Source organism: Paenibacillus sp. FSL H8-0548 (assembly GCF_038630985.1).
In the GTDB taxonomy this organism is placed as follows: Bacteria; Bacillota; Bacilli; order Paenibacillales; family Paenibacillaceae; genus Pristimantibacillus.
Genome location: NZ_CP152049.1, coordinates 4,403,019 through 4,428,897, shown reverse-complemented (window position 1 = coordinate 4,428,897; position 25,879 = coordinate 4,403,019). Strand labels below are relative to the sequence as shown.

Below are 25,879 nucleotides of genomic sequence, written 5' to 3'. Positions count from 1 at the left end.
ATCGAGTCGAAAAAATAAATAGGGGGGGATCGTTATGGAGAAGCGAGAAACATGGAAGAAACGAGGGATCGTGAAACAGATCTTGAAGGATCATTTTCATGGGTTTTGGGAACTTCATGCGAATCTATTCCCGGAAGAACTGCAGAAAGCGATACCGGAAGCCGTAAACAAGGCAACGCGATGCGGCACGAAGGATATGGGTTACGCGAGATATGAATGTATGGGTTGTACGGAGGGAAAACCGGAACCGGTCATTATCTGTTTTACTTGTAAGAGTCGGTTTTGTCATGGATGCGGAAAGAAATACACCGATGACTGGGCAGAAAAGCAACAGGAGCGAATCCTGAATGTCCCCCATCGTCATACCGTGTTTACGGTACCAAAAGAGTTGAGGAAATACTTCTTTGAGGATCGGAGTCGTTTGAACGAGCTTAGTAAAGAAGTGGCGAAGGTCATCCAATATTACTATCGGCGTAAAAATAAGAGCAAACAGTATGACGTGGGCGTCATTACGGTCATTCATACGTTTGGAAGGGATCTAAAGTTTAATCCGCATATTCATGCCCTGGTTACGGAAGGTGCGTTAGATTGCCATAAGCAGTGGAAGAGTGTGGAGTATATTTCTTTTACCTACTTGAGAAAGTCATGGCAGAAGCTACTTATGGATTTAATGTTGAAGTGGCATCCTGGCGATGCGAAGGTAAAAACGTTGGTAAACCAACTGTACAGTCGGTACAAGCATGGATTTTATGTCAACGCAGAACAACGAATGAAGGATGCCCGTGGAGCGGCCAAGTATATTGGACGTTATCTGGCTCGTCCGGCAATCGCAGAGTATCGCATTATAAAGTATGACTACCATACGGTACATTACTGGTACGAAGATCATCAGACAGGAAAGAGGATCGATGTCGTAGCCCCTGTCATGAAATTCATTTATGCCCTGGTGCAGCATATCCCGCCGAAGCATTTTCGAATGGTAGGCAGGTATGGCCTGTACAGCAGAAGTAAGAATAAGGAGTCGCAAAAGATCATTAACTTATGGCGGTACATGGTCCATAAACAGATTGAAATGACGTTCCCGCCGAAGGAAAAGAGAAGAAAGACGTACCGTCAGCGGATGTTGGAGACTTATGAACGGGATCCGATCGCCTGTCCCTGCTGCAAACAAACCATGTTGCTTGTGGTTATTTGGCATGCAGACTATGGGCGAATTTATTATTATGATGAGGAAAGTGAACGAGCGTATAAGAAGAAATGGGGGGTTCGGGCTAATGAACGAAAGGAAAGGCAAGAAACAGGATAGCGAAAAGGAAGAAGCTGTTGAACTATTTTCCTTTGATGATGAGGAGGAAGAAGTCTTTATCGATTATGTTTGCGTAGATTGCGGATGTTTAGATCCTGTGCCTGATTTCATCGTAGGAGAGTGTTCTTATGAATTAGGACCTGAGGAGAGTCCTGTGTTCGTATGCCCGGAGTGTAACGGAGACTTGGTGAGGAAGAAAGAGCCGGCGGAGAAGTAACCGTCGGCTAGTACGTAAATTCACCGTAGGTGATTTTGTTCTTGTATAGGAAACTATGCATTCTCCGAACCTGTTGATAATGATGCTGCGGAAGCAGCCAGTGAGCAGATAACGAAAGCTAACGGAAGCCAGAGACGCTAAAGTTGCATTTTGGGTTAGCGTCACATTTTAACGGAAGTGGGAGACGCTATTCCGCAGAAATGAAGCGAAATCGGGCATGTATGGTACAAATAGGGGCTCGTGTTTCCGTTAGAATCTTGAAACGAAAAATAAAGGCGATTTAGCGTCTGTGGTTTCCGTTAGAAGTGTGAGCTGACGCGACCGCGATTTCGAATCATCCGTAAGGGTGATTTTGTTCTTACGCTGAATCACAAAAAAAGCTTCACCGCTCAAGAAGAGCGGTGAAGCTTTTTTTAGAAAATATAGGAAAGTACATCATTTCGCCATACTTTCTCTATATTTCTGGGAATGAAACGCGCTGGCGCCGCTAAAGGACGGCGACAGCCGTTTCACCTTGAGCTAACCTAAGAGAAAGTATCCGGAGACGCTCACTCTTGATTAGACTTATCTCTTGCTTAGGCTTGAGCCGAAATGGCATTTAGTCTTTTCGCAAGACGTGATTTTTTGCGGGAAGCCGCATTTTTATGAATCAGGCCTTTAGTTGCTGCTTTGTCCAATTTTTTCGTTGCAGCGATAAGTGCTGCTTTAGCAGCATCTACATCAGTGCCAGCGATAGCTTGGTCTGCAATTTTAACAGCCGAACGAAGTGCGGATTTTTGGGAAGCATTCAAAGCACGACGCTTTTCGTTTGTTTTAACGCGTTTAATCGCGGATTTAATATTTGGCATGGAATTCACCTCCTAAACTGTTTACAACGGTTCATCTACATAATAAACCTAGACAACATAACTTAAAATATACTATCATGCCAATGCTCAAAAAGCAATAGCAGGAAGTGTCTTGTTATGATTGCATTGCAAATGCTCGTGGTGAGTGCAAGGAGTATGAAATAATGCCATCTGCGAACAATAACTCTAGAACATACGTTGAGAGGAGAAAAGAGCAGTGGAGAAAGAGCTTGATTTGCAGAACTATAATGTCCGAACCGATTTGGCACTTGAAGCAAAGGAAATGGCTGAGGCCCCTTTAGGAGGCGTAATTCCGGGCATTCAATCCGAAATAACGGAGGACGATGGCATCACCATAACACAGCTGCACGTTCAGAATGAGCAGGGTTCGCAAGCTATCGGTAAAATGCAGGGGCATTACGTTACGATTGAGGTGCCCGGGCTGCGAAATGGCGATACTGGCTTGCAGGATCGCGTGGCAACACAGTTCGCCAAACATTTTGAAGCTTTCTTGGAGCGTTTATCTATAAGTAAAACTGCGCGTGTCCTTATTGTTGGTTTAGGCAACTGGAATGTCACACCAGATGCGCTTGGTCCTATCGTCGTCGAGAATGTGATGGTGACGCGTCATTATTTCGAGCTGATGCCTGACCAGGTTGCGCCTGGCTATAGACCGGTAAGCGCGGTAGCGCCAGGCGTGCTTGGCATTACGGGGATTGAGTCCAGTGAAATCGTACACGGCATCGTCGAGAAAACTAAGCCAGAGCTGGTCATCGCCATCGATGCCCTTGCATCCAAAGCATTGGAACGCGTGAATACGACCATTCAAATAGCGGATACAGGCATTCATCCCGGTTCGGGAATTGGTAATAAACGGAAAGGTCTGACGGAAGAAATTTTAGGGGTCCCAGTAATTGCGATAGGTGTTCCGACCGTGGTATATGCTTCCACCATAGTAAACAACACGCTTGAAATGATGAGCAATCATTTTAAGCAGCAGAACGCTAATTCTGACCATATCCTTGGGTTAGTCAATCAAATGGAGGAGAACGAGCGCCTTCAGCTTGTTAAGGAAGTGTTGAGTCCAATTGGACATGATCTGCTCGTGACACCTAAAGAAATTGATGAGTTTATTGAGGATATCGCGAATATTATTGCAAGTGGTCTAAATGCCTCGCTTCATGAAGCAGTTGATACAAGCAATGTAGCTGCTTACACGCACTAAGGGTTGAGCTGTACGTGCAGCGGCTCTCTTCTTGCGAAAATATTCAAAGTCTTTTTTTAAAAAAAGCCGGACAGTTCATTATGAATTGTTCGGCTTTTTGTATTTCATTTTGAGAAAAAAGGGCTTTGGGCTGAGCATTCTATGATCTTTGTTCTGCCAAGCTAGATAAGTGGAAAGTAACTCCTCGCTTCATCGAACACCTCTACATTGTACAAACTACAACAGAAACCTGACATGACACTCTAATTAGGAACCTGCATTGCATATATGCAGTGAAAATAGTCTCCAACGAGGTAAAATAGGCGAAAACTGAGGGATAGGCTGCAGAAAGTGCAGTGTAGCTCGGGAGAATTCGAAGTTAGTGGGATTTCATTGCACAAAGTGCAGTGTAGACAACTCATCGAGGGCTATTCATGCGCATGAGCTGCCCTAGTCCGACGGGTAATCTTGGCTGGGGTGGTTCAGCTAGAGTTATTCAAGCGCATGAGCTGCTCCAGTCCTCCGTAATGCGGGGCCCTCTGGACTCTCTCATTCAACACCGGCACACACGCTCTAGCCCTTCCACGCGGTCATACCAGTATCCAGCTCCCGCAAAAATGATCTAAGTTAATGTACCTCCACACTAGCCATCTCTCATCCTTATGAGTGTCGCTGTTAGCTGGAAATGCGAATCTATCGTCTGTGAGGCTTTCAGCCATTCTGAGTTCTATGAACTCTATCACTATCATAGTTTAGTAGTAACTAAGAGCCACTGGCACAAAGAAGCGGGAGGTAGTACAGCTTATGAAAAGAAAAATGATGCTGCTGGATATAGGAAGGGAAAGTAAACGTGTGAGACAGCTGCTGGTGACGGGGCGTACATTTGCGCTGCTATCTTTTTGTTCTATGGTGTTTTTTGTGTTGCTAGGTTTTGCAGGGATGGCACATCAGCAAACGACGTCGTCACCTGTCAATTCGATGAAAGGATTCGCCGCGGCAGTATCCGGCGGGTTTTTTGGGGATATGCTAGAGATGGAGATGCCTGCATTTCAGAGCAGCCAACAGGAAGATCCCATTACGGCCAAACAAATAAGCACATTGCTAATGCGTGCCTTGACCGATATTAATCCGAGTGATCCAAGGAGCATGCTGGCAGGGGAACTGCCTGGCATGAGCGTGAATGATGCTTTTCTCATACGAAAAGGGGTAGGGACTGATACTGCAGTAGGGCCAGAGGACAATGCGCCGATTTCTAATGACCTGACGGGCATATTACCAGAGGGCATAGGAACGGAAGGGGTAACTGAGCTGCCGACGCCTACAGACGAGCCAGTCGATAACGGTACGAAGGACGTACCAGGAAAGCAGACAACTGGTGACTCTAAGGTTGCGTTTGTGTATCACTCGCATAATCGGGAATCCTGGTATCCCGAGCTGACAGATAAAACGAAGGATCCTAACTCGAAAACAAAAAATATAACACTTGTGGGCAAACGGCTCGCGCAGAAGCTCGAGGAGAACGGTGTTGGCGCACAGCATTCCGATACCGATTATCCAACAGCCATTCAAAATTACAGATGGGAATTATCCTATAAATATTCGATGAAAACAGTAAAAGAAGCGATTGCCAGCAGCAAGGACTTGAAGTTTTTCTTTGATCTGCATCGTGATTCGCAGAAGCGTAAATATACAACGATCGAGATAGATGGAAAAAGCTACGCTCAGGTGTATTTTATTATCGGTCATAAAAATCCAAACTGGGAACAAAACGAAGCTTTTGCGACTAAAATTCACGATGCTCTTGAAAAAAAATATCCTGGCATCTCGCGCGGCATATGGGGCAAGACAGCGGCATCCGGCAATGCGGAATACAATCAGTCCCTTGCCTCGGATAGCGTCCTGATCGAAGTTGGAGGTGTAGATAATACACTAGCGGAATCCTATCGGACGGCCGATGCGCTTGCTGAGGTGATATCAAGCATTTATTGGGCTGATGAGAAGGTATCGGGAGCTAAGGCTAATTGAACTAAACCAAATCATCTAATGTGGCAAAGAGAGGATTGAAAAGCCAATGAAGCGGAACGCGCTAAAATGGACAGTAATCGGCGGAGCGATGGCTATTATCGTCATGTACGGCATAGAAATGTCCTCCTCAGGCATTGAGCGAATATATGGTCCTATGGAAGGCGGCAGTGAATATACAGAATACGCAACGCCGCTGGAGACGACAAGCCCTGCTGAAGAGCTGATGAATATTCAGCAGCAGAAAATTGCTCAGCTGGAAAAGGATCTCGCAGAGCTTAAGAGGCTTTCCGCGGCTGGAGGCAGCTATGCTTCCAAGGCGACTGAGGAGCTGCCGCTTATGAATGATCGATTGCCTGGAGTACCGCTTGAAACAAGTCAGCCGGCTGTTAATCGGATTGCAGATTCGACTTCTGGCCTGCTGCAAAATATGTCAAGCAATGGCATTCGAATGGTCGTTTCGATATTCGATGGCCTGACCAAGTGATAATGAACATTGCTGGTCTTCCTCTAAACTGATATAATAGGTGGAATGATTAGCATTATTGGAAATTGTGGGGGTTAGGCATGACTGACGTACGTGACCGACAAAAAAGAATTAGGAATTTTTCCATTATCGCGCATATTGACCACGGAAAATCGACACTTGCTGACCGGATATTAGAATTTACCGGTGCCTTGTCCTCTCGCGAGATGCAGGAACAGGTTCTTGACAAAATGGATTTGGAGCGGGAGCGCGGCATTACGATTAAGCTGCAAGCGGTTCGTTTAGCGTATACGGCAGATGATGGTATCGAGTATATACTCAATTTGATTGATACGCCTGGACATGTCGACTTTACATACGAGGTATCTCGGAGCCTCGCGGCTTGTGAGGGAGCTTTGCTCGTCGTAGATGCTGCGCAGGGAATTGAGGCACAGACGCTTGCCAACGTATATTTGGCGCTGGACAACAACTTGGAAATTGTACCCGTCATTAACAAAATCGATTTGCCTAGTGCCGAGCCTGAGCGGGTAAAGCAGGAAATTGAGGATGTTATTGGATTGGATGCTAGCGATGCAGTGCTTGCTTCGGCAAAGTCTGGCATTGGCATAAAAGAAATATTAGAGCAGGTTGTTACGAAGATGCCTTCTCCGGAAGGAAATCCGGATGATCCGCTTAAAGCACTTATTTTCGACTCTCACTATGATCCCTACAAAGGCGTTATCGTTTATGTTCGGGTAGTGGACGGAAGCATTAAGGCAGGCAAAAAAATTCGCTTTATGGCAACAGGAGCTGAGTTTGAAGTCATCGAGGTCGGTGCCTTTATGCCAAGAATGGCGATCGTGAATGAGCTGGCGGTTGGCGATGTTGGCTTTATCGTAGCGGGTATTAAGAACGTTAAGGATACTCGTGTCGGTGATACCGTTACAGAAGCGAAGCGACCTGCACCAGAGCGTCTGCCAGGCTATCGTCAGATCAACCCAATGGTATTCTGCGGATTGTACCCAATCGAGACGCAGGACTATAATGACTTGCGCGAGGCGCTTGAGAAGCTGGAGCTAAACGACGCATCGCTAAGATACGAGCCAGAATCCTCCACAGCGCTGGGCTTTGGATTCCGCTGCGGATTCCTTGGTCTCCTGCATATGGAAATTATTCAAGAGAGAATTGAACGGGAGTTCAATATTCCGCTTATTACGACAGCGCCGAGCGTAATTTACAAAGTCACGCTGACCAATGGCGATTCGATGGAGATTGATAACCCTTCGAATTATCCGGAAGCAGGCAAGCTTGATTTTGTTGAGGAGCCGTTCGTTAAAGCAGGCATTATCGTACCTAACGATTATGTTGGTGCTATTATGGAGCTTTGCCAGAACAAACGCGGCGAATTTGTTAATATGGAATATTTGGACACGAATCGCGTAACGATTACTTACCAGATTCCACTTTCAGAAGTTGTGTATGATTTCTTCGATCAGCTCAAATCGAGCACGAAGGGTTATGCGTCATTCGACTATGAGGTTTCGGGTTACCGGAAATCCAATCTCGTGAAAATGGACATTATGCTTAATAATGAGCAGGTTGATGCCTTGTCAGTGATTGTACACCGAGATCGTGCCTATCACCGCGGTAAAGTAATTTGCGAGAAGCTGAAAGAGCTGATTCCGCGTCAAATGTTTGAGGTGCCGATTCAAGCATCTATCGGCAATAAGATTATCTCACGTGAAACAGTTAAAGCGATGCGCAAAAACGTTCTTGCCAAATGCTACGGCGGCGATATTAGCCGGAAGCGGAAGCTGCTTGAGAAGCAGAAGGAAGGCAAGAAACGGATGAAGCAGGTAGGTAGTGTAGAGGTACCGCAGGAAGCGTTCATGGCGGTGCTCAAAATCGGCGAGGATTAAAACGTACGAGGATGAGGGAGGGCGCTGCTCTCCCTTTTTTCTGTTTATTTCGATCATAATATCGAACTATATTTCAATGCGAGACAGGATCGGATGCTATGGCTGCATTCTAATGTTTACGCTTGAAGGAGAAGGTTAACGATGTCCATAACGCAGTCACCACGCGCTTTATATATACACATCCCTTTTTGCACGAACAAATGCCACTATTGTGATTTTACTTCTTATGTGTTGAAGGGTCAGCCGGTTGATCAATATTTGGATGCGCTAGAGCAGGAAATGCAAAGAACAGTCGCAGAATGGCCTCCCGTAGAGATTGATACTGTATTTGTTGGCGGAGGCACCCCGACGGTGCTGACGCCCCCTCAAATGGAGAGATTTTTGAAGGCGGTTCACACCTATTTTCCAATGGCTCCGAATGTAGAGTTTTCGATGGAAGCGAACCCGGGAACGACAGATATCGATAAGCTGACGGCTATGAAGGAAGGCGGCGTGAACCGGATCAGTTTCGGGGTGCAGTCCTTCGATAACGGCTTGCTCGAGCGTATTGGCCGTATTCATAGCGTTGATGATGTGTACCGCAGCATTGAAAATGCGCGTGCAGTCGGCTTTACTAATTTATCCATTGATTTAATGTTTGGTTTGCCCGGCCAAACCGTTGAACTGCTAGCAGACAGCGTTAACCGCGCAATGGAGCTGAAATTGCCTCACTACTCGATCTATAGCTTAAAAGTAGAGGAAAATACGTTGTTCCATAAGCTGTATGAACGCAACGAGCTGCCTTTGCCTCCAGAGGAAGAGGAATTTAATATGTTTATCCTCCTAATGGAAATGCTCAGCAGCAACGGCTATGCCCACTATGAGATTAGCAACTTTGCGAAGCCTGGATATGAAAGTAAGCATAACTCCACTTACTGGCGCAATGAACCCTACTACGGCCTCGGAGCGGGTGCTCATGGTTATGTGGGCCGTATGCGTCATGTAAACCTGAAGGGAATTACGCCTTACATCGATGCTGCTGCGCAGAAGCTCCCTCGCTTGGAGTCGTTTGAGGTGCCTGAGCATGAGGCGATGGAGGATCTAATGATGGTTGGCTTAAGGCTGCTGGAGGGCGTACCTGCGTCGCGCTTCTCTAATCAATTTCCCGGACATACGCTGGAGGAGAAGTTTGGCGAGGTGATCGGGAAACTATTGAAGGATGGCCTTCTTGAAGCGGAAGAAACGACGGATGACACCATCTATCGGTTAACCGATAAGGGCGTGCTGCTCGGAAACGAAGTTTTTGGTGCTTTTATCGGATAAAATAGCTAAAAATTCTATTGAGAAAAAATGCGTTGTGTTGTATATTTATTCATATTGAATTTGAACTTGCACCGGGTGGAGGCGAAGGGCACAATGCAGGCAGTACAGGTTAAATGCAGAAAAGCGACATCAGAGGATATCGAGACTTTGTTTCAGTTAATAAAAGGTTATGCCGAAAAAGGCATTATGCTGCCTCGCACTCGGGAAGCGCTCGAATATATGATAGATACATTCGTCGTCGCACAGATAGGGGACGAGGTGGTCGGCTGCGGCTCCCTGACGAGATTAGGCAAGGATCTAGTAGAGATTCGTTCGCTCGGCATGTCCGAGGGCTACAAAGGTGTTGGCATCGGGAGCAAGCTGGTGGACGCTTTAATCGAAGCGGCGAGAGAGCAGCAAATACCGAAAATTATGGCGTTGACCTATGCAGTATCCTTTTTTGAGAAAAATGGCTTTGAGGTTGTAGATAAAGAAATTTTCCCGGAAAAGGTATGGAAGGATTGCGTCAATTGTCCAAAACAGCTGGCATGCGATGAAATCGCAGTGTTAAAAATGCTGGATTAACGCAACTATTGCTCCTCTTGATAGTAATGCAGCGCGTTTTGGTATATAGTCAAGATAGATGTTTATTGTCACATAGAGGAGAAATAAAAAAATGACCCAAAAAAACGATCAATCAACAGCTGTAGAAGATAAGCTCAAGCATGTAACCACAGTGCTCTTGAAGAAATGGGCAGGCTTTAGCGGATTTTATGGCTTCAAGGCAATGGAGTACGATGAGGTATTTGCTTTGTTAAACACAGGCGACTGGAAAGTGAATATAGATGACTCCGTTCCCTCATTCCGAGTAGTCGAACTGTTTAAAGGCGAGGAACGCGTTAGAAAAGAAAAATTTGCAATCGATGAAGCAGGCAGAGTGCATAAAGTATAAGCATTCAATCTGTAAGTAAGTTGCGATGAAACAAAGAAGCCAAACCCTCGAGCAGGGTTTGGCTTCTTTTCATTTCTTATTTTACTGTCTTGTTGTAATTCGCAATTTTTTCTGTGATCGCTTTAGCGGCGTCATCGAGTGCTTTTTGCGGTTCTTTTACGCCTGTTAAAGCTTCTTCGATCGCTGTTTCAACAAGCTGACGCGCTTCAGGGAACACACCGATTACCGCTCCTTGCGAAGCAGGAGATGGTATCGATTGATGCAATTGATCGACTGCGGTTTGGAATTGCGGATACTTCGCTAAATTATCGGCTACAATCTGCTCGTCGTAAGCTTTTTTCGTAATCGGGAAGTAGCCTGTATTGATATGCCAATAAGCTTGAGTTTCTGGCTTAGCTAAAAATTTGATGAAATCCCATGCGGCCTTCTGTTCTGCTTCTGGCTTATTATTTAAAATCCACAAGCTTGCTCCGCCAACAACTACGCCGCCATCCTTAGCGTCTGCTGGCTTAGGCAGGAAGCCGGTTCCTACTTCAAATTTCCCGCCTACGGCATCAACAATTCCGCGCAGGGAAGCTGTAGAATCCAAGGTCATAGCAATTTGACCTGCTGCGAAAGCTTTTTTCGTATCATCCGTTTTACGCCCTAAGTTAAGTGCTGATTTGCTGTCTACAAGCTCCTTCCACCAGGTTAATGTTTTGAGACCCGTCTCATTGTTCAGCTGGGATTCTGTCGCTGATGCGGTACGTCCATTGCCATTATTAACATATTCGATGCCTTGATTAGCAAACAACTGCTCCATGAACCAACCATAAATGGCGAATGAAGCGCCTGTTTGTCCATTTTGCGTAAGCTTGGCAGCTGCGTCTTTTATTTCTTCAAAGGTTACGGGTGCTTTCTCAGCATCAAGTCCTGCCGCTTTGAACAAATCTTTGTTGTAATACAAAATCGGATTCGATGTATTAAAGGGCATGGAGTGCAGCTTGCCGTCAAACGTATAATAATTTGTAATGTTTTCTTCTAACTGAGAAAGATCGTAGCCTTCAGCATCTACAAAGGTTTGTACCGGCGTTGTCGCTTTAGAATCGATCATAAAGCGTGAACCGATTTCGTACACTTGAATGAGTGAGGGGCCTGATTTGGAATCCATAGAAGCTTTCATTTTATTCAAGCTCTCATCATAGGTTCCTTGGAACACTTCTTCGACGATTACATCACTTTGGGAAGCGTTATAATCAATAACTAGCTGGGATACTGCTTTACCGAGTTCTCCGCCCATCGAGTGCCACCATACCACTTTAATTGGCTCTTTTGCTGTATCAGATGGAGCGGCAGTCGCTCCAGTTGTGTTTGCAGCAGAAGGTACCTCCGCATTGCCTGTGTTGACAGGGCTATTGCCTCCGCATGCTGTTACTGCAAACAACATTATTGCCATCGTAATCGTCAATCCGGACTTAAGACTTGCATTCATCTTCTTCTCTCCCTCTCTACTACTTTTTTTCAAAGCATGTATGGAATCGTCTAAGTAGACGCAGCCACCTCTTTAACTATCCTTTTACAGCACCGGCAGTAATTCCCCGCACAAGCTGCTTTAACCCAATAATCAGCAGCAGCAATGAAGGAAGAAGTACAATCGTTACGCCGGCTAATACAATGTTCCAGCTTGTCATTTCTTCGAACTGCAGCATACTAATGCCAATCTGTACGGTTCGCATTTTCGCGCTGTTCGTAGTCAGCAGGGGCCATAGGTACATATTCCATGAATTTAGAAATACATAGACAGATAGTGAAGCGATAGCTGGACGTGATAACGGCAAGACGATCATTAGGAAGTGACGGATATGCCCGCTGCCATCTATTTTTGCTGCTTCAAATAGCTCGCGCGGCAGCTGCATGAAATATTGACGAAGAAGAAAAACGCCAAATGCGGAAGCCAGAAAAGGAATCGTCAAGCCTTGATAAGAATCCAGCCATCCCCATGATTTTACAGTCAAATAATTAGGGATAATGGTAACTTCCCATGGAATCATCATCGTAGAGAGAAACAATGAAAACCAATATTTTTTGCCGGCAAAACGGACATAAACGAAAGCGTAAGCAGCCATGCTTGCAATAAAAACTTGTCCAACCATAATGATTGTCGAAATCAAAAAACTATTCGCTATGAACGTACCCACAGGGATAAGCTCAAATACAGCAGAGATACTGCCGAAATAAAGGCTCTCAGGAAACAGCCTTGGCGGAAAATGACTCGATTGCTCCGGTGTCATTAATGATTGTAGAAAGGTATAGATGAGAGGAAACAGCATGCCTACGGAAAGTAACGAGAGTATAAGGTAGATAATAGAACGACGCATGAATGGTTTTATTCCGATCATTGGTAATGCACCTTCTTCTCAACAAAGACAAATTGGACGATCGTTAAGGCGAGAATAATAGCGAACAGCACTAACGACAAGGCGCTTCCTGTCCCGAATTGATAATTAATGAACGCTTCCTTATAGATGGAATAAACGAATACCTCTGTTGATCCAGCAGGTCCGCCCTTCGTTAGAAGATGGATTTGGCCAAAGGATTGAAAGGAACTAATGATCGAGATGACTGCAAGGAAAAATAATGTAGGTGATAGGAGAGGAAGCACAATTTGCAAAAATGCTCGCATTGGTCCTGCCCCATCGATTTTTGCGCTCTCGATCATGTCATCCGATATGCTCTGCAAGCCGCTCAGCACAATGATATAGTTGAAGCCCGATTGCATCCAGATCGTCATCATAGATATGGATAATAATGCAGTTGATGGATTGGTAAGCCATTGTATAGGGGTAATTCCGAGCTGGGCTAGTATATAATTCAGCATACCGAGGGTGGGGTGAAACAAGATCATCCAAATCACTGCTGCTGTACTGACTGACAATGCAAGCGGCATCGCGAACATAAATTGAAAAATGCGCATGGCAGGCAGCTTTATATGGGTAAGAGCAGCTGTAACGATACCAAGTACGATGCCGACAGGAACCGTATATAATGTAAATAGGCCAGTTACGGTGAGACTATTCCAGAACAATTCCGACGAGAATAGCTGTGAATAGTTGTCTAACCCGACATAGGCAGCAACTCTTCCCCTAGGGTCTGTTAATTGGAAGCTTAAATAGATAGATTTGAGTAAAGGAAAAAATAAAAACAACGTAAACAGCACAAGTGAAGGGGCTAAAAATAAATAACCAAGCACATTTTCTCGCAACCGTACGGTCTTAACGAGAAGTTGGCTAGCAAACGGAGAGCGAGGCTTACGTTGAACAGCCAAAGTAAGCTTGCCTTCTTGCATATTCATTACTCATTCATCCTTTCACATCTAAGTTCTCCGTTTAGTGTAAAATTCGAATGTTAGAGGAATGTTTTGAAATTAATAATAAATTGTGTTCTTCAGGCACTTAAATCCCATTCCTAGCGTGAAAAGATGGTGGCATTTGCTTGCCCGCTGTATGCTTACCTATAAATAGGCGCATGAAAAATTCCGAACCGACTTGACAATTGACAAGATGGTTTGGTATTTTTGTAGTAATGATTAGCACTCGATTCGATTGAGTGCTAACGATGGTAAACCGAAATGACGGAACTGACATTTACGTAGGGGGAATTCGAATGCTGACGGAACGACAACGGATGATATTGCACGCTATTGTGGATGACTATATTCGCTCAGCTGAACCAGTTGGCTCACGCAGCATTTCGAAGCGCGGCGACGTTGGCTTCAGTCCAGCCACCATTCGCAATGAAATGGCGGATCTCGAGGAGCTTGGGTTTCTAGAGCAGCCGCACACTTCAGCGGGTCGTATCCCATCGACGAAAGGCTACCGTTATTACGTAGACCATTTAGTGAAGCTTAATGAAGTGGATGAGAATGATATTGGCATGGTCCGCTCATTTGTGACGGACAAAATGAATCAAATGGAGCAGGTCATTCAGCAAACTGCAATGATTTTGTCCAATTTGACCAATTATACATCCATTTTGCTCGGACCAGAGATGTTCAGCACGTCACTTAAGCATTTTGGCCTTATACCGCTTGATCATACATCAGCAGTCGCCATCATCGTGACGAACACCGGGCATGTTGAAAATAGAACGATATCGATTCCAGAAGGCCTGAAAATGGATGATATGGAGAAAGTCGTTAATATTTTGAACTCGAAGCTTGTTGGCGTCCCATTAATCCGTCTAAGAGCAAAGCTTTACACTGAAGTTGGGCAAGAGCTTGAACGGCATGTTGATCATTACGAGCAACTGCTGCAGGTGCTGGATCATGCGCTTCAAAATGAAGATGAGCATCGGATTTTTCTTGGCGGTGCAACAAATATGCTAACGCAGCCTGAGTTCAAGGATGTAGACAAGGTAAAAACAATTTTGGATTTACTTGATGAGACACCAGCCATAATGAAAATGTTTACCGGCCTTCCGTCAGGTATACAAGTACGTATCGGGACAGAAAATGACCACAAGGCAATTAGCGATTGTAGTTTAATAACAGCAACCTATGCAATTGATGGTCAATCGCTGGGAACGATCGGCATTCTAGGACCAACACGAATGGAATACGGCAAAGTCATAAGCTTATTGGACATTATATCTAAGGATATGGCTGTTCTTTTAGGCCGCTGGTATAAGTAGTAACATCCTGCGCTGATGAAGCCAAATTTACTTCGTAAACTTTTAAGGAGGTGATTGCATGAGTACGAAGGAGCAACATAATGAAGCGGCTGAGGCTGCAGAAGAAGTAGTATCTGCAGAGCAATCGGAGCAAGCTAATGAGGAAACGGTTAACGAGTCGATAGAGGAAGATGCGCGTTATGCAGAGCTTGTAAAGCTGGCTGAAGAAAATCAGCAGCGCTTCTTGCGTGCGCAAGCGGATTTCGACAATTTCCGTCGCCGTACATTGAAGGAAAAAGAAGAACTCGGACAGTACGCATCGATGAAGCTTATTTCGGAGCTGCTGCCGGTTGTAGATAATTTTGAACGCGCTGTTGCTGCAGCATCGGTGAACGGTGATTTTGATTCGCTTGCGAAGGGCGTAGACATCATCTTCCGTCAACTGGAGCAGACGCTGGGGCAAGAAGGCCTTAAAGCAATGAATGTTGTTGGTGAGCCGTTTAACCCTGAATTCCACCAAGCCATCATGACCGTTGAATCTGACGAGTATGAGGAAGGTATTATTGTGGAGGAAGTGCAGAAGGGTTATATCCTGAAAGAAAAGGTATTGCGTCCTGCGATGGTTAAAGTAAGCAGCTAAGCCTAAATGACTTCATTCAATAAATGTACCAATAGCAGTTAGCATGATAAAAAATACAATATATTATAGGAGGAACAATAGCTATGAGTAAAGTAATTGGTATTGACCTTGGTACAACAAACTCTTGCGTTGCAGTAATGGAGGGGGGCGAAGCTGTCGTTATCCCGAACCCAGAGGGCAATCGCACAACGCCTTCAGTAGTCGGATTTAAGAAAGATGGCGAGCGTGTTGTCGGTGAAACGGCAAAACGTCAAGCGATTACGAATACTGACCGTACAATCAGCTCAATCAAACGCCATATTGGTACAAACCATAAAGAAAGAATCGACGATAAAGATTATACGCCGCAAGAAATTTCTGCAATCATTTTGCAAAAATTGAAAGCTGATGCTGAAGCTTACTTAGGCCAAACGGTAACGCAAGCGGTTATTACAGTTCCGGCGTACTTCAACGATAGCCAGCGTCAAGCGACAAAAGATGCAGGTAAAATCGCTGGTCTTGAAGTGCTTCGTATTGTCAATGAGCCAACGGCTGCTGCACTGGCATACGGCCTTGAGAAAACAGAAGATCAAACGATTCTTGTATATGACCTTGGCGGCGGTACTTTCGACGTTTCCATTCTTGAGCTTGGCGACGGCTTCTTCGAAGTTAAAGCGACTAGCGGCGACAACAAGCTTGGCGGAGATGATTTCGACCAAGTCATTATCGATCACCTTGTTGCTGAATTTAAGAAGGATCAAGGCATTGATCTCTCAAAAGATAAATCAGCCGTTCAACGTTTGAAGGATGCTGCTGAGAAAGCGAAAAAAGAGCTTTCAGGCGTTCTGACTTCAGCGATTTCGCTTCCATTTATTACAATGGTAGATGGCGTTCCTCAGCATTTGGAGCTTAGCCTAACTCGCGCGAAATTCGAAGAGCTAGCTGCTCCACTTGTAGAGCGTACGCTTGGTCCTACTCGTCAAGCGCTTAGCGATGCTGGCATGTCTCCAAATGATATTGATAAAGTTGTTCTTGTAGGCGGATCGACTCGTATTCCTGCGGTACAAGATGCAGTTAAAAAATTGATCGGCAAAGATCCGCATAAAGGCGTTAACCCGGATGAGGTTGTTGCTCTTGGCGCAGCTGTACAAGCGGGCGTATTGACTGGCGATGTGAAAGACGTTGTATTGCTTGACGTTACTCCATTGTCGCTTGGTATCGAAACAGCTGGCGGTGTGTTCACAAAAATGATCGATCGCAATACAACAATTCCTACGAGCAAATCCCAAGTTTACTCCACATATGCGGATAATCAGCCGGGCGTTGAAATTCACGTTCTGCAAGGTGAGCGCTCGATGGCAGCAGGCAACAAAACGCTTGGCCGTTTCACTTTGAATGATATTCCTCTTGCTCCACGCGGCGTACCGCAAATCGAAGTTACTTTCGATATTGATGCCAATGGTATCGTTAACGTATCTGCACTTGATAAAGGCACAGGCAAAAGCCAAAAAATTACGATTACATCTTCAAGCGGCCTAAGCGAAGATGAAATCAACCAAATGATGAAAGACGCTGAGCTTAATGCTGAAGAAGATCGCAAGCGTCGTGATCTTGTTGAAGCGAAAAACAGCGCTGACCAATTGGTTTACTCCGCTGACAAAACGATTAAAGATCTTGGCGACAAGGTGGATGCTGGAGAAATCGAAAAAGCAAATGCTGCCAAAGAAAAAGTTACAGCGGCACTTGCAACGGATGATATTGAGCAAATTAACGCAGCAGTAGCTGAGCTTACAGAAATCGTTCAGCAGCTTTCCGTTAAGCTTTATGAGCAAGCGGCACAAGCAGAAGGCGCAGAGCCAGAAGCAGGTTCAGCAAAAGGAAAAGACAATGTAGTAGATGCCGACTACGAAGTTGTTGACGATAATAAATAAAGTGTAGCGAGCGAGAGGTCAAAGACAGGCGCTACCTGGCTTTGACCTCCTTTCGCGCGCAGATGCACATGCAATCATAAGATAGATAGCGGAGGTGAGAACAGGTGGCAAGCAAACGTGATTATTATGAGGTGCTAGGTGTTGGCAAGGATGCATCAGCAGATGAAATTAAGAAATCATATCGTCAGCTAGCACGTCAATATCATCCAGATGTGAACAAGGCTGCAGATGCGGAGTCCAAGTTCAAGGAAGTAAAGGAAGCATATGACGTATTAGGTGATGATGGCAAACGCTCCAATTATGACCGGTTCGGCCATGTTGATCCGAATCAAGGAATGGGTGGCGGAGGCGGCGCAGATTTTGGCGGCGGCTTTGGCGATATATTTGATATGTTTTTTGGCGGTGGAGGCGGCAGGCGTGATCCTAATGCGCCACAGCGCGGCAACGATTTGCAGTATACGATGACGGTTGAGTTTAAAGAAGCCGTATTTGGCAAAGAGACTGAAATTACGATTCCGCGTACTGAAACTTGCGATACCTGTCATGGAGACGGCGCAAAACCGGGTACAAAACCAGAAACCTGCTCCATTTGTAAGGGCAGCGGACAGCAAGAGGTTGTGCAGAACACGCCGTTCGGACGGATGGTTAACCGCAGAGCTTGTACGAATTGCAGCGGTACTGGCCGCGTAATTAAAGACAAATGTTCTACATGCCACGGCGCAGGCAAGGTGAAGCGTCAACGCAAAATCAATATTCGAATTCCAGCAGGTGTGGATGACGGCGCTCAAATCCGGATGACGGGTGAGGGTGAAGGCGGTCTTCGTGGCGGTCCAGCGGGGGATTTGTACATTGTTATTCGTGTGAAGGCGCATGAGTTTTTCGAGCGCGAAAACGATGATATTTACTGCGAGGTTCCTCTTACCTTCGTACAGGCAGCGCTTGGTGATGAGATTGAGATTCCAACGCTGACCGAGAAGGTAAAGCTGAAGATCCCGGCAGGCACGCAAACAGGCACATACTTCCGTCTTAAAGGCAAAGGTGTACCGAAATTGCGCGGCTACGGACAAGGGGATCAGCATGTTAAGGTTACCATCGTAACACCAACAAGCTTGAATGATGATCAGAAGGATCTGCTCCGTCAATTTGGCGGCTTGAGCAGTGATGCAGTATCCAATGATCAAGAGCATCATGAATCCATTTTTGATAAAATGAAAAAGGCTTTCCGGGGTGAATAACCCGGAACGTCTTTTTTTTGAAATATAGGAAAGTATATCATTTCGCCATACTTTCTCTATATTTCTCGGGAATGAAACGCGCAGCGCCGCTAAAGGACGGCGACAGCCGTTTCACCTTGGTGCGTGTATAGTTTTTAGTGAAATAACGTATTCTATTCGGGTAGGAAAACCATACATCTACAAACAACCGGAGGGAATAAAAGAATGACAGACAAAAACAATTTGGAAAAAGTGAATTTTGCCAACCTGCCTGTTGGTGAGAATGAGGATGTAGAGTTTTCCGAAGAGCTTGCAGATGAGGCTGATCGCAAAGCAGCTGAGCGTGCTCATGCAGCAGATCAGCGCAACGAGCAGGAATAATGAGTCAAATCGAGATCCAGGCTACCTTTGCGGGCAAGGATGCTGCTCAGGAAGCCTCACTTAAGCTGCATGCACTGCGTGCAACGGATGTAAGCGGCTTGTTGGATAACGGGACGGTCACGGCAACAGTAGACGAAGCTGTTGCAGAGCGAGCGTTATATCTCATTCAACAAATTGGCGGAAATGCAAATACGACGATAATGTAACGCGAAGAGACTGCCGGCTGGAGAGCCTGCAGTCTCTTTTTCGTTACACGACGATTAAATATCTGCCGCTTCTCTGAGCTCGTTGTTTACCGGCCGTAATGACCTGACTAATGTATCGCGAAGCTCGTTGTACCTCGCATGCTTTCGGACGAAGGAAAATGGCTCAGTCCGCTTGTTGAGCGGATTGTCAATATCATGCTCAATTCGTCCAGGCGCTGCCTGCATAGTAATAATGCGAGTGCCTAACAGCAATGCCTCATCAACGTCATGTGTTATAAATACAATGGTTTTTCCTGAATTCAACCATATTTTGCGAATCAAATATTGGAGTGATTCACGTGTGATGGCATCGAGCGAAGCAAATGGCTCATCCATCAAAATAATCCGAGGATTCGTTGCTAGTGCTCTGGCAATCGCCGTTCGCTGTTTCATGCCTCCTGAAAGCTGAAAAGGAAATAAAGAGGAGTAGGAGGTTAATCCTACTTGCTTGACGATTAAAGCTGCTTTTTCTTTCCGCTCTGAACGCGAGTAGTTGAGCATTTTTAAACCAAACTCGACATTTGCCTGAACAGTCAGCCAAGGGAATAGATTTGCATGCTGAAAGACAACTCCGACCTCATGGTGAGGCTGGCTATGACGTCTTTCAAAGATGGTGACTTCGCCTAGAGTGGGCTGTTCGTAGCCTGCTGCTAATTTAAGCAGTGATGTTTTACCGCAGCCGGAAGGGCCGAGAATACAAACGAATTCACCCTCTTGAATGGAAAGATTAATATTTTCCAGCACCTCCGCGGAAGCTTTGGCATGGGTATACGTAAGTTGTATACCTTGCATGCTGATGGCTTGTGTGGCGGAATCGGTATCTGCAGCTTGTATCATTGTGATTACCTCCTATCCTCATTTTGAATTTAGCTTAACGTTTAAGTGAATCATTCCAAATTCCTTGCTGATAGACGCTGGAATCTGGTGAGGTTGGAATTGTTTTCTGGTCAATTAGAAATTGTCCTGTCTGCTCAAGAACTTGTGCAAAGCCGCTTACGCTGTTGTCTGCACCGAGGTATTTGGCGTCCTGCTGCTCCGCAGAGGTTAACCAGACGAGCTCATGCAGCTGCGTGAGGGTATCTGCTTCGGACTGGCTGAGAAGCGGCGCAACCGCTTTGGCAGCCTCCTCTGGCTTTGAACGGTACAAGGCAACAGCTTCGTCGAGAAGAGCGACGTAATCCTTTACAAATTGCGGATACTGTTCAACGAATTTACGGCTAACGATGCCAACATCTGCCGTAATAATGCCCTGCTCAGATAATGTTTTGGCAGAGATCAATATTTTCCCATCGTCTGCAACGAGCTTAGCAAGTGAAGGCTGCCATACGAATGCGCCATCAATATCTTTGCGCTGCCATGCAGCTACGATATCCGGCGGTTGAAGATCGAGTATGCTGACTGAGGAAGGGTCAATGCCTTCCTGCTTTAGAGCGGACAATAAGCTGAAATGTGTCGTAGAGCCATAAGGAACGGCTATTTTTTTCCCGACTAGATCCTTTACGGTGTTTATATTGGCACTATTGCGGACAGCTAACGCTTCATTGTCTCCGATAATATCATGCAGAAAGTAGACCGAATAAGGCAGATCATTCGCAAGACCAATGGCAACAGGAACAGATCCGGCGAGACCAAGATCGATGCCGCCAGCAGCAAACGCGGTATTCACATCTCGTCCTGAATCGAAAGGCACCCAGTTTACTTTTACATCAGGGAATTTTTTCTCCGCTAGGCCGAGTGCCTTCGCAAGCAGCTCAGCATTCGGGATAATTTGAAAGCCAATACGGACTTCCTTGGGCGAAGCAGCAGCAGGGGCTGGTTCAGTTGAGCATGCGGTAAGGATGCTAAATACGGAAAGCAATAACACGATTGTCCATATGCCTGTCATTGTCTTGTTTTTCATCATTTCTCTACACTCCTATTTTCATCTCATTCTTTGCCACTCCATGGTATAAGCTTTCTTTCGAGCCAACGCAGAACGGAATCAATCAATAAGGCGATAAGCCCCATAATAATAATGCCTGCAAAAATAATGTCGCTTCGCAAAAACTTACTCGCATCCAGCACCATCCAGCCGATGCCGGACATGGCTGCTACCATTTCGGCTGCGACAAGAGTTGTGTAGCTGACTCCGATAGCCGTACGAATTCCTGTGAATATCTCGGGTAATGCAGAAGGCAATAACACATAAATGAACAGCTTGCGCTTGTTTGACCCTAATGATTTTGCCGCATGAATACGATCAATGGATATACGTCTTACTCCGGCTACGACAGCAATGTATAAAGGAGCAAATGCAGCTAAGTAGAGAAGCGCAATCTTCGATGAATCCCCAATGCCGAGCCATAAAACGAGCATCGTATAATAGGCTAATGGCGGAAGAGGCCGATAAAATTCGATAAAGGGATCGACGAGTGATCGAATAGTAAGGGAAGATCCACTAATAATGCCAAGCGGGATAGCTGTAATGAGAGCGAGTGCGAAAGCGCTGCCGAGTCGAAATAAACTATCCAGAATGTGATGAGCAAGCGAGCTTCCCTTATAGCCATCTTGAAATATTTGAGTAAAAGCGACCCATACCTTCTCCGGAGCAGGTATGAACAATGGATTAACCCACTGCCATTTCGTGACGAGCCACCAAAGAAATAATAAGGTAAGCACAGCAATGCAGGACAAGCTTAAGGGATAAGCTTTGTTTCTTGTCCAAGCTTCAAGAGCAGGGCGATTAGCGGGTTTTCCCAGGCTGGTATTGATAAGCAACCATCTCCCCGTTAGGCCCCGCAGGCAGCGCCTTAGAATGCGAGGGACGCAGCTTAGGAAATAACAGCTCTGCCACCCTATAAGCCTCCTCCAAATGCGGATAACCAGATAAAATAAAGGTTTCGATTCCAAGCTCAGCGTATTCCTGCAGCCTTTCAGCTATCGTATCTGGATCTCCGACAAGTGCGGTACCTGCGCCACCTCTGACTAGTCCGATGCCAGCCCACAGGTTTGGAGATATTTCCAAGCTGCTCCGATCACCGCCGTGTGTTTGGGTCATTCGCTTCTGACCATGCGAATCCATACGAGCATAGACCTTCTGTGCTTTGGCAATGAGCTCGTCGTCCAAATGACTAATTAACTGATTGGCTGCTTGCCAGGCCTCCTCATTCGTTTCCCTGACGATGATATGAAGACGAATCCCGAATTTGACCGTTCTTCCTTGCGCGTGGACAGCTTCTCGGACTAGGGTAAGCTTCTCCTTCACCTGCTCCGGGGGCTCGCCCCAAGTTAAGTAATAATCAGCATGCTTGGCTGCGGCAGCAATAGCAGCAGGAGAGGAGCCTCCAAAAAATACAGGTGGATGAGGCTGCTGGATCGGCGGGAAGAAATTAACAGCCTGACTAATCTTAATATGCTTGCCATCCAAGCTGACCGATTCCTTCTGCGCGAGCACATCACGCCATACAGACATGAATTCATCTGTTAATTCATAGCGCTCATCATGCTCAAGATACAAACCATCAGCGGCAAGCTCTTCAGGATCACCTCCTGCGACTACATTAATGAGCAGACGTCCCTCGGAGCTGCGATCGAAGCTGGCTGCCATTCTAGCTGCAACGGTAGGCGACATCAGGCCAGGTCTTACTGCAACAAGAAACTTCAGCCTTTTCGTAACAGGAATGAGGGTAGAGGCAGTAATCCAAGGGTCCTCGCAAGCTCTTCCCGTTGGAAGCAGGACACCAGTGAAACCTAAGTCGTCAGCGGCCATTGCAATTTGCCGATAATAAACGGGCGTCGTTGTTCGTGCGCCGAGATCGGTTCCTATGTAACGGCCGTCCCCGTAGGTAGGAATAAACCAAAAAAATTCCAATTTGCTCATCCTTTACACGTTGTTTTTATTAATCACATCGGATAAGTTGGTATAATGATAATAAAAAAAGCATAATGACTCTTTTTGGACAAAGTAGTCATTATGCGTCGCCAGTGGTCTGGTGGACGAGATATGAATAATTATTCACTATGTGAACAATATAGCAGTAATTGGCAGGAATAGTCAATCATTTTGTTTGACGGAGAAATTGAATTATTTTAGAAGCAAAGCTAGTATTTTATCGGGCGTTAGCGCCGCGATCTCGTGAATCCCCGGTATGTTATGCAAAATAAGAACTTCCATCATTGAAACATAAATGAGTGCTAATTCCATACTGTTTCCATCCTTGATAACGCCGGTTGATTGCCCAAGCGCGATCATTTCCGCCATCGGCCGCAAATTGTCAATAAATCTCTCGCTGACCGCTTGAGTGAGTTGTTCGGGCACAGCCTCTGAGGTTCGAGCATATTGCAGAATAACAGTGATGGCCCAGCCATTGCGATAGGTTAGCCAGTTTTTGGTATACCAAAATAGCTTGTCATAGGAAGAGCCCTGTATGTGAAGCGCTTGCTCGACAAATTTGCGATATTCTTGCTGGCCATTTTCTACGAGCGCTTGAAAGATATCATTCTTGGAATCAAAATATTTGTAAACATTGCCTACGCTGATCCCTGCGGTTGCCGCAATGTCGGTTATTTTTGTAGCGGGCAAGCCCCGTCTTGCAATTACGTGCATGGCCGACTCTAATATTTGACGCTGCCGTTCATCTCGCAGCCTTTGATCTTTTTCTACATTTCTTGGTGACATTGAAATAGCGCCCTCCCTTGCCGTAATCGGCTCACAAACTTATCAGCTGCCCGCAAGCTGCGGTCCGTATTGATTGTAGCATAATTGCAGCCGTCAGTCGCAGCGGTCAAATCTTTGTGTAAAGGTGCTACTCTAGTGTACAATAGATGTTAGGTTTTTATAGCGAAACGTTTGTCATGCTGGCAAAGGCCAGCGATAGCCGTTTACGATTGTATTTGGAGGATATTACATATGAAATGGCATGAAATTACGATTTTCACTACTGAAGAGGCGCAAGAAATGATATCGAACTTTTTGCATGAAGCGGGCGCGGGGGGCGTGTCCATTGAGGAGTCGGGCACACTCAACAAGCAGCGGGATACATCGTTTGGCCAATGGTACGAGCATCCCCTTAATGATATTCCTGAAGGTGAAGCTATCATCAAGGGCTATTTTGGAGAAGACACAGACATGGATGCTCTAATTGAAACGATCAGACCGCGTGTCGAGGAGCTTCGTGAATTTGATATTGATCCTGGAAACGTAAAATATGCTGCTTTTGTCGTAGATGATGAGGACTGGGCGAATGCTTGGAAGCAATATTTCAAGCCGCTTCGAATAACGGATACGTTAACGATAAAGCCTACTTGGGAAGTGTACGAGCCAGGTCCGGATGAGCGGATTATTGAGCTTGATCCCGGCATGGCATTTGGAACAGGGACACATCCAACTACATCGCTATGTCTGGAGACACTAGAATTAGTTATCCGCGGCGGTGAAGAAGTGATCGACGTTGGCACAGGCTCTGGCGTCCTTGCCATTGGCGCATGTCTATTGGGCGCAAAGAGCGTCCTAGCGCTAGATCTTGACCCTATCGCTGTAACCAGTGCAAAAGCTAATGTGGAGCTGAATCATCTATCAGAAAAAGTTGAGGTTAGACTTAGCGATTTACTCGGTGTAATCAAGGATGATTCAGCAGATGCTGACCATGCATTAAGCAGCAGCTCAGTAGGGATAACGGTTCCTGTGGACATCGTTGTTGCGAATATTTTGGCTGAAATTATTTTGCTCTTCGTTGATGACGTCTACGCAGCATTGAAGCCTAACGGTATCTACATAGCTTCGGGTGTGTATAAGAATAAAGAAGAAGTAGTGGAAGAAGGCTTAATTCGTTCTGGCTTTGAAATTGTTGAGAAGCGCCGCGATGAGGAATGGATTGCATTCGTAGCGAGAAAGCCGCAGGTGGGCTAATGGATCTGCAAAGCATCATTCGAGTACCGCTTGAGGATCTGCCTTTTGTTGTTCTTTCGCTGATTATTGCATTCACTGTGCATGAGTTCGCTCATGCTTACAGTGCTTATAAATTTGGCGATGACACAGCGTATAATGCTGGCCGTGTAACGCTGAATCCACGTGTGCATCTTGATGTGCTAGGCACTCTTCTTATTATAATTGCTGGCTTTGGATGGGCGAAGCCCGTACCAGTGGATCGCAGTAAATTCAACAGTCCAAGATTGATGAGCATAATTGTAACCGCAGTTGGACCGCTAAGTAATTTATTAATGGGCATCATTGCTATTTTTATTTATGTGGTCATATTGACAACAGGGATACTTGACGGCGCTTCCGTAGGCGTTGATGCCGCTGTGCATCGTTTTTTTGATTATTTCATCTATTATAATTTTTTATTGTTTATTTTTAATTTAATTCCGCTGCCTCCGCTTGACGGCTATCGCATCATTTCTGATTTGCTGCCGCTTAAGCTTCGCTATAAGCTGGATCAGAATGTGCAGTGGGGGATGCTGATCTTCCTGCTTATCGTGTTCATTCCGCCGCTCCGAGAGGTAACGCTGGATCCGATTCTAGCTTTAGGCGATCAAATGAAGTTTAATACCTTTGCCACTGTGTACCAATTATTCAATTCATAAATAAAAGTGTTCTTTATGAGGAGATGAGTCGGAGCTGGCAACGGTTTCTGATAGATTTATGGA

The 25,879-nt window shown here is 45.7% G+C and carries 26 protein-coding genes; 17 read left to right on the top strand and 9 right to left on the bottom strand.

Annotation, left to right across the window (positions count from 1 at the left end; genetic code table 11):
* The first annotated feature begins 34 nt into the window (after positions 1–34).
* The gene (locus MHI37_RS19340; RefSeq protein ID WP_076334764.1) at positions 35–1,306 is read left to right on the top strand and encodes a transposase; all 1,272 of its coding nucleotides are present in this window, start codon (positions 35–37) and stop codon (positions 1,304–1,306) included.
* Positions 1,275–1,523 (top strand): hypothetical protein, encoded by a 249-nt coding sequence (locus MHI37_RS19335; RefSeq protein WP_076334765.1) that lies wholly within the window; start codon positions 1,275–1,277, stop codon positions 1,521–1,523. Before MHI37_RS19340 ends, MHI37_RS19335 begins: the two co-directional genes overlap by 32 nt.
* Positions 1,524–2,098: 575 nt before the next feature.
* On the opposite strand, the gene rpsT is transcribed toward MHI37_RS19335, so the two are convergent.
* Positions 2,099–2,371 carry a 30S ribosomal protein S20 gene (gene rpsT / locus MHI37_RS19330; protein ID WP_076336756.1) on the bottom strand — a complete coding sequence of 91 codons (273 nt, stop codon included), beginning with the start codon at positions 2,369–2,371 and terminating at the stop codon, positions 2,099–2,101.
* 217 nt (positions 2,372–2,588) lie between these two features.
* Here rpsT and gpr point away from each other — a divergent pair, with 217 nt between their 5' ends.
* The 7 genes from gpr to MHI37_RS19295 all read left to right on the top strand — a co-directional run bounded on the left by gpr (position 2,589) and on the right by MHI37_RS19295 (position 10,215).
* Positions 2,589–3,596: a GPR endopeptidase gene (gene gpr / locus MHI37_RS19325; RefSeq protein ID WP_076336757.1), complete on the top strand. Its 1,008-nt coding sequence runs from the start codon at positions 2,589–2,591 to the stop codon at positions 3,594–3,596.
* A 783-nt stretch (positions 3,597–4,379) separates the two neighbouring features.
* Positions 4,380–5,600 (top strand): stage II sporulation protein P, encoded by a 1,221-nt coding sequence (locus MHI37_RS19320; RefSeq protein ID WP_076336758.1) that lies wholly within the window; start codon positions 4,380–4,382, stop codon positions 5,598–5,600.
* A 46-nt stretch (positions 5,601–5,646) separates the two neighbouring features.
* Positions 5,647–6,084 carry a hypothetical protein gene (locus MHI37_RS19315; protein WP_076336759.1) on the top strand — a complete coding sequence of 146 codons (438 nt, stop codon included), beginning with the start codon at positions 5,647–5,649 and terminating at the stop codon, positions 6,082–6,084.
* 80 nt (positions 6,085–6,164) lie between these two features.
* Positions 6,165–7,982, top strand: a complete 1,818-nt coding sequence (lepA, locus tag MHI37_RS19310; RefSeq protein ID WP_076336760.1) for a translation elongation factor 4 — start codon at positions 6,165–6,167, stop codon at positions 7,980–7,982.
* A 141-nt stretch (positions 7,983–8,123) separates the two neighbouring features.
* Entirely contained in the window at positions 8,124–9,284 is a 1,161-nt protein-coding gene (gene hemW, locus MHI37_RS19305; protein ID WP_076336761.1) for a radical SAM family heme chaperone HemW, read from the top strand.
* Between the two features lie 93 nt (positions 9,285–9,377).
* Positions 9,378–9,848, top strand: coding sequence for an N-acetyltransferase (locus MHI37_RS19300; RefSeq protein WP_076336762.1), 471 nt, complete (start codon positions 9,378–9,380; stop codon positions 9,846–9,848).
* Between the two features lie 91 nt (positions 9,849–9,939).
* On the top strand, positions 9,940–10,215 hold the full coding sequence (locus MHI37_RS19295; RefSeq protein WP_076336763.1) for a hypothetical protein: 276 nt from the start codon (positions 9,940–9,942) through the stop codon (positions 10,213–10,215).
* 76 nt (positions 10,216–10,291) lie between these two features.
* Here the strand turns inward: MHI37_RS19295 and MHI37_RS19290 are convergent, their stop codons facing one another.
* The 3 genes from MHI37_RS19290 to MHI37_RS19280 all read right to left on the bottom strand — a co-directional run bounded on the left by MHI37_RS19290 (position 10,292) and on the right by MHI37_RS19280 (position 13,546).
* The gene (locus MHI37_RS19290; protein WP_076336764.1) at positions 10,292–11,686 is read right to left on the bottom strand and encodes an ABC transporter substrate-binding protein; all 1,395 of its coding nucleotides are present in this window, start codon (positions 11,684–11,686) and stop codon (positions 10,292–10,294) included.
* Between the two features lie 76 nt (positions 11,687–11,762).
* The gene (locus MHI37_RS19285) at positions 11,763–12,593 is read right to left on the bottom strand and encodes a carbohydrate ABC transporter permease (RefSeq protein ID WP_076336765.1); all 831 of its coding nucleotides are present in this window, start codon (positions 12,591–12,593) and stop codon (positions 11,763–11,765) included.
* The gene (locus MHI37_RS19280; protein WP_076336766.1) at positions 12,590–13,546 is read right to left on the bottom strand and encodes a sugar ABC transporter permease; all 957 of its coding nucleotides are present in this window, start codon (positions 13,544–13,546) and stop codon (positions 12,590–12,592) included. Before MHI37_RS19280 ends, MHI37_RS19285 begins: the two co-directional genes overlap by 4 nt.
* Before the next feature lie 311 nt (positions 13,547–13,857).
* Between MHI37_RS19280 and hrcA the strand changes: the two genes are divergently transcribed.
* The 6 genes from hrcA to MHI37_RS19250 all read left to right on the top strand — a co-directional run bounded on the left by hrcA (position 13,858) and on the right by MHI37_RS19250 (position 19,213).
* Positions 13,858–14,883, top strand: coding sequence for a heat-inducible transcriptional repressor HrcA (gene hrcA, locus MHI37_RS19275; protein WP_076336767.1), 1,026 nt, complete (start codon positions 13,858–13,860; stop codon positions 14,881–14,883).
* A 58-nt stretch (positions 14,884–14,941) separates the two neighbouring features.
* A complete protein-coding gene (gene grpE / locus MHI37_RS19270; RefSeq protein ID WP_076336768.1) occupies positions 14,942–15,502 on the top strand; it encodes a nucleotide exchange factor GrpE in 561 nt (186 codons plus the stop codon).
* 83 nt (positions 15,503–15,585) lie between these two features.
* On the top strand, positions 15,586–17,412 hold the full coding sequence (gene dnaK, locus MHI37_RS19265) for a molecular chaperone DnaK (protein ID WP_076336769.1): 1,827 nt from the start codon (positions 15,586–15,588) through the stop codon (positions 17,410–17,412).
* A 104-nt stretch (positions 17,413–17,516) separates the two neighbouring features.
* Positions 17,517–18,647: a molecular chaperone DnaJ gene (gene dnaJ / locus MHI37_RS19260; protein ID WP_076336770.1), complete on the top strand. Its 1,131-nt coding sequence runs from the start codon at positions 17,517–17,519 to the stop codon at positions 18,645–18,647.
* A 204-nt stretch (positions 18,648–18,851) separates the two neighbouring features.
* The gene (locus MHI37_RS19255; protein WP_076336771.1) at positions 18,852–19,007 is read left to right on the top strand and encodes a YfhD family protein; all 156 of its coding nucleotides are present in this window, start codon (positions 18,852–18,854) and stop codon (positions 19,005–19,007) included.
* The gene (locus tag MHI37_RS19250; RefSeq protein ID WP_076336772.1) at positions 19,007–19,213 is read left to right on the top strand and encodes a hypothetical protein; all 207 of its coding nucleotides are present in this window, start codon (positions 19,007–19,009) and stop codon (positions 19,211–19,213) included. The genes MHI37_RS19255 and MHI37_RS19250 overlap by 1 nt, the downstream gene beginning before the upstream one ends.
* A 54-nt stretch (positions 19,214–19,267) precedes the next feature.
* On the opposite strand, the gene MHI37_RS19245 is transcribed toward MHI37_RS19250, so the two are convergent.
* The 5 genes from MHI37_RS19245 to MHI37_RS19225 form a co-directional block, all read right to left on the bottom strand.
* Positions 19,268–20,089: an ABC transporter ATP-binding protein gene (locus MHI37_RS19245; RefSeq protein ID WP_076336773.1), complete on the bottom strand. Its 822-nt coding sequence runs from the start codon at positions 20,087–20,089 to the stop codon at positions 19,268–19,270.
* A 34-nt stretch (positions 20,090–20,123) separates the two neighbouring features.
* Complete coding sequence (locus MHI37_RS19240) at positions 20,124–21,155, bottom strand: ABC transporter substrate-binding protein (RefSeq protein ID WP_076336774.1); 1,032 nt, start codon at positions 21,153–21,155, stop codon at positions 20,124–20,126.
* 23 nt (positions 21,156–21,178) lie between these two features.
* Entirely contained in the window at positions 21,179–22,009 is an 831-nt protein-coding gene (locus MHI37_RS19235) for an ABC transporter permease subunit (RefSeq protein WP_256710512.1), read from the bottom strand.
* The gene (gene ssuD / locus MHI37_RS19230; protein WP_076336775.1) at positions 21,975–23,102 is read right to left on the bottom strand and encodes an FMNH2-dependent alkanesulfonate monooxygenase; all 1,128 of its coding nucleotides are present in this window, start codon (positions 23,100–23,102) and stop codon (positions 21,975–21,977) included. Before ssuD ends, MHI37_RS19235 begins: the two co-directional genes overlap by 35 nt.
* Positions 23,103–23,315: 213 nt before the next feature.
* Entirely contained in the window at positions 23,316–23,909 is a 594-nt protein-coding gene (locus tag MHI37_RS19225; RefSeq protein WP_076336776.1) for a TetR/AcrR family transcriptional regulator, read from the bottom strand.
* 231 nt (positions 23,910–24,140) lie between these two features.
* On the opposite strand from MHI37_RS19225, the gene prmA reads away from it, so the two are divergent.
* The gene (gene prmA, locus MHI37_RS19220) at positions 24,141–25,139 is read left to right on the top strand and encodes a 50S ribosomal protein L11 methyltransferase (protein ID WP_076336777.1); all 999 of its coding nucleotides are present in this window, start codon (positions 24,141–24,143) and stop codon (positions 25,137–25,139) included.
* Positions 25,139–25,816 carry a site-2 protease family protein gene (locus MHI37_RS19215; protein WP_076336778.1) on the top strand — a complete coding sequence of 226 codons (678 nt, stop codon included), beginning with the start codon at positions 25,139–25,141 and terminating at the stop codon, positions 25,814–25,816. The genes prmA and MHI37_RS19215 overlap by 1 nt, the downstream gene beginning before the upstream one ends.
* Positions 25,817–25,879: the final 63 nt, after the last annotated feature.

What these genes read in the sequence shown, in the direction of transcription:
- hrcA (WP_076336767.1), top strand. Translation starts at nt 13,858, where the DNA reads ATGCTGACGGAACGACAACGGATGATATTGCACGCTATTGTGGATGAC.
- MHI37_RS19255 (WP_076336771.1), top strand. Translation starts at nt 18,852, where the DNA reads ATGACAGACAAAAACAATTTGGAAAAAGTGAATTTTGCCAACCTGCCT.
- MHI37_RS19290 (WP_076336764.1), bottom strand. Translation starts at nt 11,686, where the DNA reads ATGAATGCAAGTCTTAAGTCCGGATTGACGATTACGATGGCAATAATG.
- MHI37_RS19315 (WP_076336759.1), top strand. Translation starts at nt 5,647, where the DNA reads ATGAAGCGGAACGCGCTAAAATGGACAGTAATCGGCGGAGCGATGGCT.
- MHI37_RS19285 (WP_076336765.1), bottom strand. Translation starts at nt 12,593, where the DNA reads ATGATCGGAATAAAACCATTCATGCGTCGTTCTATTATCTACCTTATA.
- MHI37_RS19300 (WP_076336762.1), top strand. Translation starts at nt 9,378, where the DNA reads ATGCAGGCAGTACAGGTTAAATGCAGAAAAGCGACATCAGAGGATATC.
- MHI37_RS19215 (WP_076336778.1), top strand. Translation starts at nt 25,139, where the DNA reads ATGGATCTGCAAAGCATCATTCGAGTACCGCTTGAGGATCTGCCTTTT.
- MHI37_RS19225 (WP_076336776.1), bottom strand. Translation starts at nt 23,909, where the DNA reads ATGTCACCAAGAAATGTAGAAAAAGATCAAAGGCTGCGAGATGAACGG.
- MHI37_RS19280 (WP_076336766.1), bottom strand. Translation starts at nt 13,546, where the DNA reads ATGAATATGCAAGAAGGCAAGCTTACTTTGGCTGTTCAACGTAAGCCT.
- MHI37_RS19250 (WP_076336772.1), top strand. Translation starts at nt 19,007, where the DNA reads ATGAGTCAAATCGAGATCCAGGCTACCTTTGCGGGCAAGGATGCTGCT.
- grpE (WP_076336768.1), top strand. Translation starts at nt 14,942, where the DNA reads ATGAGTACGAAGGAGCAACATAATGAAGCGGCTGAGGCTGCAGAAGAA.
- dnaK (WP_076336769.1), top strand. Translation starts at nt 15,586, where the DNA reads ATGAGTAAAGTAATTGGTATTGACCTTGGTACAACAAACTCTTGCGTT.
- lepA (WP_076336760.1), top strand. Translation starts at nt 6,165, where the DNA reads ATGACTGACGTACGTGACCGACAAAAAAGAATTAGGAATTTTTCCATT.
- MHI37_RS19240 (WP_076336774.1), bottom strand. Translation starts at nt 21,155, where the DNA reads ATGATGAAAAACAAGACAATGACAGGCATATGGACAATCGTGTTATTG.
- MHI37_RS19245 (WP_076336773.1), bottom strand. Translation starts at nt 20,089, where the DNA reads ATGATACAAGCTGCAGATACCGATTCCGCCACACAAGCCATCAGCATG.
- hemW (WP_076336761.1), top strand. Translation starts at nt 8,124, where the DNA reads ATGTCCATAACGCAGTCACCACGCGCTTTATATATACACATCCCTTTT.
- rpsT (WP_076336756.1), bottom strand. Translation starts at nt 2,371, where the DNA reads ATGCCAAATATTAAATCCGCGATTAAACGCGTTAAAACAAACGAAAAG.
- MHI37_RS19335 (WP_076334765.1), top strand. Translation starts at nt 1,275, where the DNA reads ATGAACGAAAGGAAAGGCAAGAAACAGGATAGCGAAAAGGAAGAAGCT.
- MHI37_RS19320 (WP_076336758.1), top strand. Translation starts at nt 4,380, where the DNA reads ATGAAAAGAAAAATGATGCTGCTGGATATAGGAAGGGAAAGTAAACGT.
- MHI37_RS19295 (WP_076336763.1), top strand. Translation starts at nt 9,940, where the DNA reads ATGACCCAAAAAAACGATCAATCAACAGCTGTAGAAGATAAGCTCAAG.
- prmA (WP_076336777.1), top strand. Translation starts at nt 24,141, where the DNA reads ATGAAATGGCATGAAATTACGATTTTCACTACTGAAGAGGCGCAAGAA.
- MHI37_RS19340 (WP_076334764.1), top strand. Translation starts at nt 35, where the DNA reads ATGGAGAAGCGAGAAACATGGAAGAAACGAGGGATCGTGAAACAGATC.